Source organism: Paenibacillus sp. sgz302164 (assembly GCF_056120505.1).
Map to the genome: position 1 here is coordinate 376,121 of NZ_JBVYOL010000005.1, position 10,456 is coordinate 386,576.

Here is a 10,456-nt window from a genome sequence, read left to right on the forward strand (position 1 = left end):
CTCTCCCCCATGAAATGCAGTAGTTGAAATCAAGCTCGTTCTTCACATTTAGGCAGCATAATCGTTACTTCCGTCCCGTATTCTTCTCTTTTCCGGTAGCTGATCCCATACGTTTTTCCAAAATGCAGTTGTATCCTTTGATGGATATTTCTTATTCCGTAACCTAATGACGGATTCGTTTTTTCTTCGTTCAACAAGCGTTCGATCATCTCGTAATCCGCTTCTTTATATCCGTTATCTTCGACCCGGATGATCACTTTATCAGCTTGTTCCAAGGCCGAGATTGTGATTTCCCCGTCTTCCCCCATATTCTTCACTCCATGAATAATAGCGTTTTCAATAAGCGGCTGCAACGTGATTTTCGGAATGAGATACTTCCGTACGCTCTCCGAAACAGCCCAATGTACCTGAAACCCGGCCTCGTATCTTGTTTTCTGAAGACTTACGTAGGCGGCCGCATGCTCCAATTCTTCCTTGAGCGTAATCAGCTCTCTTCCTCTGCTTAAGCCGATTTTCATCAATTTGGAAAGAGCCTTAATCATCTCCGCCGATTCGGAGTTTCCTTCCAGCGAGCTTTTCCAGTAAATACTTTCCAGCGTATTGTAAAGCAGGTGGGGATTGATTTGTTGATACAAAATTTGCAGCTGCGCTTCTTTCTGTTTAATCTCCATCTGATATTGATCATGGATGAGGGTATTCATGCGGCCCGCCATGTCGTAAACGGAAGAAATCAGCACCCCCAATTCATCATTTCTTTTCTTATCGGGAGTCTTGGGCACCGCTTTACCCGGCACGTAGGATCTGACGAAAACAACTAATTTTTGCAGCGGATTCATTAAGGATCTCCAAAAATACATCATGACGGCAAATACAAATATAGAGTACACAACGGAAATTAATTGGATGACTTTTTTGAGCTCGTTTTGCCGCTGCAGCAGCGAGTTTACCGGAATACGGTAGACCAGTTTTTGCTCAAGGACGTGACTATAATTCACCACATAGATGTATCCGGAAGAAATGACGTCGATCGTGTCTTTCAGCGGCTCTCCGTCTGTAGTGTTCGGCGGCAGCGAAAGCGTGGTTCCGAGGCTGGGAGTTGTCGCCGCGAGAATCAAATCCGACGAATCGGTTAAATAGATTTCGCCATTCGGCAAAGATACGGTTTGGAACGACTCCTCGATGATTTTATCTATGTTCGTTACGACCAGCACGCCGATGACTCCGTTGCCTTGGGAGATAGAGTTGACGGCCCGGACATAAGTAAGTGTGCTTTGTTTCGATGGGGAGTCGAAATTATCGATGATTCTCAAGTAGCCTTTGCCGTTTTTTTGAACAGCTTCATGAAACCAGTCAGGCGTATTTCGGTCCGAAAGAAAAAAAACTCCCGCTTGAGTCGTGATTCTGAGTTTGGGAGGAGCGAAAGAATAGTATTCATGAGGATCGTAGACATATAAGGAAAAATAAACGGCCTCTCCCCCGTTGACGCCGATCGAATAACTTTTGAGCAGCTTATCCATGGCTTCATATTTGCGGACCCGCTCGACAACGGGGTCGGCTTCGGTCGGAATCAATTGCTGCGTGAGCGGATTTTGAATAATCGTCGCTGTGATCTTGTTGATCGAATCCATATCCCGATTGAGCAACGCATGATTTTGTTTATTCAACTCCGCATAGGCATTCGCCGCATTTCGCTTTAAAATTTGCTCGGTTTTCATATTCCCGTACCCATGCAAAATAAAAACGGGGCTGATCATAAGCAGAAACAACAAGATCAACTGATGATTCACGCTCATTTTCGTCAATGGATTGGTTAGTTTTACCCCCATTCGGATGACCTCCTTCCATCCATAATATATCAAATCGCGCATCCGATTTTCCAAATATTTATATCCGGTAAAAATAACCATACATTCCATAGAAATAGACATGATCGACAGGCATGCTGCCGAACGAATTTTCGCTTGTTGAATTGCATGCAAAAATGCCAGTTCGTAATCCCGCACACGATATCGATAGAATTACTACTTCTATGTCTTAACCAGCCTGCCATATGATCAAAAGGTAACACCGGATCATCATTCAAATCAGAGGAGGGAAGGCAAAAACAACGACAAATAATGGGTGAGAAGGACAACTAAGAGTTTCAATCGAGGAAACTTTATTTTGAAAGGAGAGATGAAACTCGTGAAAAGCAAAAGACGAATCATCGCTTGGCTTTGCTTCCTTACCATGGTATTAGGCACTTTTCTAACATCTATCGGACTACCTGAACCTGCCCAGGCAGTTGGAGGACCGAATCTGGCGATTGGCAAAGCTGTTACGGCAAGCAGTTCGACAAGCGCACCATACACAGCGGCAAATATCAACGACAGCAACCAGGCAACTTACTGGGAAAGCGCAAACAATGCCTTACCTCAATGGATTCAGGTGGATCTGGGCAGCACGGTCATGATCGACCAGATCGTCATGAAGCTTCCGTCAGGCTGGGAAGCGAGAACGCAGACGTTATCGATTCAAGGAAGTACCGACGGCACGACTTTCTCGAATATGGTCAACTCCGCCGGGTATACATTTGATCCGGCCTCGGGCAACACGGTGACGGTCAACTTCGCCGCTGTCAATACCCGTTACGTCAGGCTTAACGTAACCGCCAACACCGTCTGGCCGGCCGGACAATTCTCAGAGCTGGAGGTGTACGGCGCCGGCGGAGGGCCGGTAGTGATCCCGGGCAAAATCGAAGCCGAAAACTACAGCGCGATGAGCGGAATCCAGACGGAAACGACGTCGGATACCGGCGGCGGCCTGAACGTCGGTTGGATTGATGACGGCGACTGGCTGGACTACAGCATCAACGTGCAAACCGCCGGCACCTACACGGTTGAATATCGTGTGGCCAGCCCGAATACGACAGGTCAGATCCAGCTTCGTTCCGACGCAACCACACTTGCCGCTACCGCTGTGCCGAATACCGGCGGCTGGCAGACTTGGCAGACCGTCACAGCCACGGTGAACTTGAGCGCCGGGCAGCAAACGCTCCGCGTTTATGCAGGCGGCGGCGGGTTCAATCTCAACTGGATCCATTTTGTGCAAGGAGGCGGTGATCCGCAGCCGCCTACAGCTCCGGCCAACTTGGCCTTGAACAAGCCGGTCACCGCTTCTTCGAATACGCAAAATTTCGTGGCGGCGAATGCGAACGATGGCAGCACGTCGACCTATTGGGAAGGAGCCGGCGGTTCATATCCGAACACCTTGACGGCGGACCTGGGCGCCAACGCGAGTGTGACCTCCGTCGTGGTGAAACTGAACCCCGACTCCATATGGTCGACGCGCACGCAAACCATTCAAGTGCTGGGACATGACCAGAACTCCACGGTCTTCAACAACTTGGTTGGCACGACCGTTTATACCTTTGATCCCGCAACCGGTAATAAGGTGACCATCCCGGTCACGGCGACGGTCAGCGCGGTCCAGCTCAAGTTCACATCCAACTCCGGCGCGCCTGCAGGGCAAGCGGCCGAGTTCGAGGTCATCGGAACTCCCGCATCGAATCCGGATCTGACCATCACGGGCATGTCGTGGTCGAAGGCTTCTCCGTCAGAAACCGACGCCGTCACACTCACCTCCACGGTGAAAAACATCGGCACGGCTGCTTCTGCGGCCACGACGGTTAATTTCTATCTGGGAACGACGAAAGTCGGGTCCGCTTCCGTCGCGGCGCTGGCAGCGGGAGCATCCGCCGGCGTGTCGGCCACTATCGGGGCCCAGAACGCGGGAACGTATTCCGTCAGTTCCAAGGTCGACGAAGACAACACCGTTATCGAAATGAACGAGACGAACAACAGCTTCACCAATCCGGCTTCGATGACGGTTAATCCGGTGTCAAGCTCCGACTTGGTCGCAACAACTTCATGGACGCCTAGCAATCCAAGCGCCGGCAACACGGTCACCTTCACCATAAACCTCAAAAATCAGGGGAATATCGCTTCTTCCAGCGGCGCTCACGCCGTAACGCTGGCGCTTAAGAACGCTGCGGGCACAACGATTCAAACTTTTAACGGCTCCTATACCGGCGCCTTGGCAGCGGGAGCATCCGCCAACGTTACCATCGGCACATGGACGGCGGTCAATGGCAGCTACACGGTCACGACAACGGTTGCGGCAGATGCCAACGAAGTCGCGAGCAAACAAGGCAACAACACCAGCACGACAAGCTTGTATTCCGGGCGCGGAGCGAACATGCCGTTCACGATCCTGGAAGCCGAGGCTTCGTCCAACAGCACCAACGGCACCCGGTTGGCTCCAAACTTTTTGCCGGGCGATTTTGCAGGCGAAGCTTCCGGACGTTCCGCCGTTTATCTCGATACAACCGGAAAATATGTAGAGTTTACGCTCACCTCTCCTGCTAATGCTCTCGTTCTGCGCAATGCCATAGCGGAGAACACAACCGGAACGATTAGCATTTACGTGAACGGCGTTGACAAGGGCAATTTTACCGTCACATCCAAGTACTCCTACGTATACGCAACGCCGGACACTCTCGGACAGCTTGGATACAACAACTCCGGTACGAAAGCATACTGGCTCTATGAAGATGCCCAGCTCATGCTTGACCAGGTTTATCCTGCCGATACCAAAATCCGGATTCAAAAAGACTCGGGGGACGTTCCTTGGATTTATGTCGATTTGCTGGAAACGGAAAACGTCGCACCTCCGGCGTCAAATCCGGATCCGGCCAAATATGTGGAAGTGTCCGGCACCAAATCGATTGAGCAAGCACTGACGGAATTCAGACAAGATACTAGCAAGAAAGGGATCTTCATTCCCGCCGGTCAATGGACCATTTCGTCTAAAGTTTTCTTGTATGGCCGGGCGACGGAAATCATCGGCGCAGGCCCGTGGTACACCAAGCTGACGGCGCCGCAAGACCAAACGAATACCGATGTCGGATTCAATATCAGTTCCTCCGCCAACGGTTCCATCATCAAAAACTTGTCGGCTTGGGGCAACTATGTATACCGGGTAGACGGACCCGGAAAATTTATTGACGGGAACGGCATGCAGAACGTAACCGTTGAGAATATTTGGGCCGAGCATTTTATATGCCTGTATTGGGGAGTCAACTCTTCCTACAATACGTTCAGAAACAACCGGATCAAAAACACATTTGCAGACGGTATCAACATGACCAACGGATCGTCCTACAATATCATCGACAACAACTATGCACGCGCAACCGGAGACGATGCGTTCGCCTTGTTCAGCGCGATCGATGCCGGCGGGTCTTACAATGCAGGCAACAAATACACCAATCTCACCGCCGTCAACGTCAGACGCGCCGCCGCTTTTGCCGTATACGGCGGTCAAGACAACCTGTTCCAGAACTTGTACGGTGCGGATACCTTGACTTACCCCGGCTTGACCGTCAGCAGCTTAAGCTTCGGGTACAACACGTTAGGTTTCGGCGATAAAGATACCGTCATCGACGGAGTCACGCTGGACCGCACGGGCGGAGATTTCTGGACCAGTGCCGGTGCTGACGACAAGATCAACAATTATCAGAATTTCGGCGCGATCTGGTTTTTCGGTGGCGACAGAGACTTCAAAAATATTTGGGTCAAAAATGTAGACATCAATAATCCGGTTTACTTCGGATTGATGTTCCAGTCCAAATATCCGGAAGCTCTTCCAATGACGAACGTTCGGGTAGAGAACGTGAATATCAATAATGCCACCCGCTATGGCATCAAGCTTGTCGTCAAAGCGGAAGACGGGCAAGGACCGGCCGTCGGCTCGGCAAGCTTTACCAATGTAAAAGTAAATAATCCTGGAATTACGGCCATTTATGGTCAAGACAAATGCCCTGGCTTTACCATAGTTAAGGTTTCCGGGAATAACTGGTAACCGCTCTGCTGTAGTCTTGTTTCACTGATGCAGGTTAACCCTTTGGCAGCTGAGATTGACCGCCTAAGGGTTAACCGCCGCTACAACCAGAATCTGCAGATCGGAGGCTTGCCTTCCAGCTCGTCGATCATATTCAGCACGAGCAGGTTCCAGTTCAGAAAGCCTCCATTCATGACCGGCTCGCCGGTTTGCGGAACGTAAAATTCATGCAGGGTACCCGAGCGCTCCAAATCCTCTCCGAGCAGACGAACGATTTTACCGCAAAGTTCTCGAGCCTCAGAAACATATCCGTAGTTCATAAGCCCCCGAAACACCACATAGTTGGCCACAATCCAGATCGGTCCAAGCCAGTTGGACGGGTTGATCGTAGCGCTGACGTCAAACATTTTCTCATCCTGTGCAAGCGAAGCGATTCCGTAAGGGCTATTGAAGGTGACCGGATCCGTAGCATGGAAGACGAGGCTGGCTGCCTGCTCTCTGTCTGCGATACCCGCCAGCATCGGGATGAAACCCGACCATGCCCGAATTTTAATCGGAAGTGTCTTCCAGAAGACGCCGAGCCCTTTGTGAAACCAATCGAAGTGCCGCGTTTGGATATCGACGTCAACGGAGTAATAGAAGCGGTCTCTCGGATCCCAGCATTCGGCTTGAATGGCGGCTGCGAGACGATCAGCCTTCGCCGAGTAGGCGTCCCGCCGATCCGGTCGTCCCAAACGTTCGCTAATGACGCCCATGGCGCGCAACTCGGCGACCATGAAGGCATTTAAATAAATATTCGCTGTGGAGAAGCGGGCCCGGCCGAACGTCGCCGGATCGTTGTCCATCCCGATCATAATGTCGTCCGCCCACACATACAGACCGCAATTCGTGTTCAAATATCCTTTGTCGTAGCAGTCGAAATATGCCTCCAGTTTCCCGTAATCGCCTTGAATCCATTCGTAATCACCGGAAAATCCGCCGATCATCGCAATCTGCTGGCAAAGAAACGGCTTGTGCATGTTCAGGCTATGCCCTTGCCGGCGCATATAGTTGAGATACGGCTCCGGCAGCGAAGCGTTGCCGTCCACCGTAGCAACCATCATCGGAATGTAGCCGTCCTCCATTTGATAATCAAGGAAATTATGAACGTTCCCCTTCGCATGGCGAATATACCGGTTCCGGAGCTCCTCGTCCCCACCATCCGCAATATTGAATAAAGCGTATACCGCCCAGAATGAGTCCCAGTCCCACAAATTGCCGTCGTACACGGAACCCGGGTCTACAAAGGGATGCTTCAAATAGTGTACGGGCTCCTTGAGAATCGTATCCGCTTGGGAGACGATATAGCCCCGCAGCAGCTTTTCATAATAGGGAAGCTTATCGGTCAATTTCAACAACTCTCCTTTTTTTATCCTTTAGTTGCGCCCGCCGTCATGCCTTCTACGATATATTTCTGAAGGAAAAAATAGAGCAGCAGAATCGGCAAAATGACAATAAGTATGTCGGCGAAAATCAAATTCCAATCCGAGCTGTATTTGCCCACATAATTGTAGACGGAAACGGTCACCGTCCATTTGGTGCCGTCGGTCATCAAGTAGAACGGTCCCATGAAGTCGTTCCATACGGATACGACGGTCAGGAGGGAAGCGGTGACAAGCACTGGCTGCATTAATGGAAAGATGATCGTCCAGAACAGCCGCATGGGGCGGCAGCCGTCGATAATTCCGGATTCGTCCAATTCTCGCGGAATCGTCTTTACATAACCTGTCATCAGAAAAATCGTAAAGGGCAGCAGAACGGCGGCATAATATAGGATCATTCCGTGATATGTGTTATGAATGCCCAATTGAATCATCAACTTGATGGTCGGTACGAGAGACACAGGCATCACTAAGCCGACGACAAAGAAATAATACAATCCGTTAGTCAGCCTTCTATTGTTGCGTTGAATGCTGAAGGCGGCCATCGAGCTGAACAAATTGGTCAAGGTCAGCGCTCCGGCCGAGATGAGGACGCTGTTCAAATAGCCCCGCCCGATATTTCCTTCTTGGAAAACGGTCCTGAAGTTTTCCCAATGGATTGTCCCCGGCAGCGTCAGCTTAAACCGTGCCGCTTCGCCGACATCCTTCATGGAATTGACTGTGATCATATAGAACGGCACGATGACGATCAAGACCAGCACGATCAATAAAGCTTCTCGCCCCAGCCCGCTCCATTTGCCTGATGGCATTCTCATAGCTCTACCTCCCTCTTTCGAAGTACCCGCAAAAAGACGAAGGCGACAGCCGTTACGATAAGCGTCAGGAACAATCCAGAAGCGGTCGCATACCCCCAGTTGCCGCGGGAAAAGTTACGGAAGATGAGTGTATTAAACACTTCCGTATCGTAGCCGGGTCCGCCGTTTGTCAACACGAGCACCGTCTCGAACACTTTCAGCGAGCCGATGATCGTCAGAAGCACGTTCACCGTGAAAGACGTGGCCAGAAGCGGGAACGTAATCGCGCGGAATTTCTGAACAGCTCCGGCACCATCGACGTCGGCCTGCTCCAGCAAATCTCTCGGTATCGTCTTGAGGCCCGCCAAATAAATAACCATCGCAAAGCCGGAGCTGCGCCACAGCTCGGTCATGATGATCGAAAGCAGCGCAAACCTGGAATCGTTGAGCCAATCGACGGCCAGAACACCCAGCCCAATCATCCGGAGCGAATGATTCAAAATTCCTAGCTCGGGATTGTAGATCGCCGTAAAAATGTAACCGACAATAAGCGGCGCGATCACGACGGGCATGTAAAAAGCAGTTCGATGCAGCGGCGTCAGGCGGGAGCTGCGGTTCAGCAGCAAAGCGAGCATCAAGCCGATCACATTGACACCGACCGTCACAGCCGCCGCGTAAACCAGCGTGTTGCGGATAGCTGTGCCAAGCACTCCTTCCGAAAACAGCTGCCGGTAATTATCAAGTCCGATAAATTGGATGGCGTCGCTGTACGAACTCCAGTCCGTAAAGCTGTACACAAAACCGGAGATGGCCGGAAAAACGAACAGACCACAATAAACGACAAGCGCCGGAATGATGAAAGCTATCGGATATCGTACGTGTTTCAACATGACATCGTCTCCTGAAGAAAGGAAACGGGGGATGGCGCCTCCATCTCCCCTTCCTTTAATTGATTATTTGTTGACTCAAAATCCGGGAATTTTCTTATTCTTACCGTCTTGTCTGTAGTTTTTATCCATTTGCTCGACAGCCTTCTGTGCATCGCCCTTGGCAACCAGTTCTTGTGTAATTTTATCGTAATCGAAGAAGCCCGCTTGCAGCCTGAGCTGAATTTGGATGACGCCATTGCCGCCCTGAATGTATTTGTAAATATCCTCCTGGGCCGGGAACAGCTGCGCCTTCACGCCGTTGTACACCGGTATGCCCGGATTGTACTTGTACCAGATCGCGAGCGATTCCGGCTTCGTCATGTAGCGCGACAGCTCAATTGCAGCCTCGGCTCTGGGCGACGTTTTGGTCACGAATATTTGCTTTGGCGGGTATAGCGATACGACGCCTGCATCCTTATCCGAAGGAAGCGGGAAAAATCCGATGTTATTGACTTTGTCGGCGAACCGCTTGGAGATTTCCGGGAGCATCCAGTCCGCTTGGAAAGCCATCGCCGCCGTTCCGTTCGCCAGCGCATCCTGTTGATTCTCGTACGTGCCGGAAAGAAAATCCTTGTTCAAGTAGCCTTTGGTGTTGAGCTCGTACTGCCGCTCAAACACTTTTTTCATTTCCGGAATATCGGTCAGCCGCAAAGTATTCTCGTTCAGCTTCTTCACTCCGTCGTTACCGCCGATGGTCGGCAGGACGAAGGTCTGAAATGCGGCCAGCGAGAAGATCTGCGTCGGCCAACCGGTTTTCCCGGCTTCATAGAACGGTGTAACACCCGCCTTCTTCAGCTTGTCGGCATTGTCCAGCAGTTCCGCATAGGTTTTCGGAATGGAAAGACCGTTCTTTTGGTACACGTCCTTGTTATATAGCACACCCATCGCGTTATAGGAGCCCCACGGGATGCCATAAATTTTGCCGGCTACCGTGTAAAAATCTTTGACTGCCGGAGTAAGCTGACCGACATAGGCTTCCTTTGTCATGTCCACCAGGTTTTTCTCGGCCTGCATCGTCGTATATTCGTTCGGACCGGCGAAGAAATAAAAAATATCAGGCGGATCCTGTGTCGCGAAGCGGGTCTTGACAATATTCTCATACTGCGTGACATCGGGAAGAATTTGCAGGTCGACCTTGTTACCGCTTTCTTTTTCATAGTTGGTGAAGATCTCTTTAAATGCTTGTGACTCCGAGTCTCCGTTCGCCACCGTCGTAAAGGTGAGCTTCACCGGGTCCTTCTTCGCAGGTGCGGTCGGCTTATCCCCCACTTCTTTGGCCGATGGTGCCGCTGTAGTGCCTGCCGTACCACCGCCCCCTCCGCATGCTGCAAGCATTCCTGCCGACAAAGCCGAAATCAGCATGAACGCCGCCACTCTTTTCCTGTTAGCCATTGTCCATCCCCCTCATTTCACTTATAGCATCGGTCTACAA

Annotated in this window: 6 protein-coding genes; 1 reads left to right on the forward strand and 5 read right to left on the reverse strand. The window is 51.0% G+C overall.

All coding sequences use genetic code 11. The features are described 5' to 3' along the window. Window positions 1-29: 29 nt before the first annotated feature. Complete coding sequence (locus AC0LWT_RS11145) at window positions 30-1,826, reverse strand: cache domain-containing sensor histidine kinase (protein ID WP_474681310.1); 1,797 nt, start codon at window positions 1,824-1,826, stop codon at window positions 30-32. 349 nt (window positions 1,827-2,175) lie between these two features. Between AC0LWT_RS11145 and AC0LWT_RS11150 the strand changes: the two genes are divergently transcribed. Then, on the forward strand, window positions 2,176-5,901 hold the full coding sequence (locus AC0LWT_RS11150; RefSeq protein WP_474681343.1) for a carbohydrate-binding protein: 3,726 nt from the start codon (window positions 2,176-2,178) through the stop codon (window positions 5,899-5,901). An 80-nt stretch (window positions 5,902-5,981) separates the two neighbouring features. Here AC0LWT_RS11150 and AC0LWT_RS11155 read toward each other — a convergent pair whose 3' ends face one another. The 4 genes from AC0LWT_RS11155 to AC0LWT_RS11170 all read right to left on the reverse strand — a co-directional run bounded on the left by AC0LWT_RS11155 (window position 5,982) and on the right by AC0LWT_RS11170 (window position 10,416). Further along, window positions 5,982-7,268: an MGH1-like glycoside hydrolase domain-containing protein gene (locus AC0LWT_RS11155; protein ID WP_474681311.1), complete on the reverse strand. Its 1,287-nt coding sequence runs from the start codon at window positions 7,266-7,268 to the stop codon at window positions 5,982-5,984. 20 nt (window positions 7,269-7,288) lie between these two features. Beyond that, entirely contained in the window at window positions 7,289-8,116 is an 828-nt protein-coding gene (locus AC0LWT_RS11160) for a carbohydrate ABC transporter permease (RefSeq protein ID WP_474681312.1), read from the reverse strand. Continuing rightward, window positions 8,113-8,985 carry a carbohydrate ABC transporter permease gene (locus AC0LWT_RS11165; RefSeq protein WP_474681313.1) on the reverse strand — a complete coding sequence of 291 codons (873 nt, stop codon included), beginning with the start codon at window positions 8,983-8,985 and terminating at the stop codon, window positions 8,113-8,115. The genes AC0LWT_RS11160 and AC0LWT_RS11165 overlap by 4 nt, the downstream gene beginning before the upstream one ends. Before the next feature lie 75 nt (window positions 8,986-9,060). Then, entirely contained in the window at window positions 9,061-10,416 is a 1,356-nt protein-coding gene (locus AC0LWT_RS11170; RefSeq protein ID WP_474681314.1) for an ABC transporter substrate-binding protein, read from the reverse strand. Window positions 10,417-10,456 lie beyond the last annotated feature (40 nt).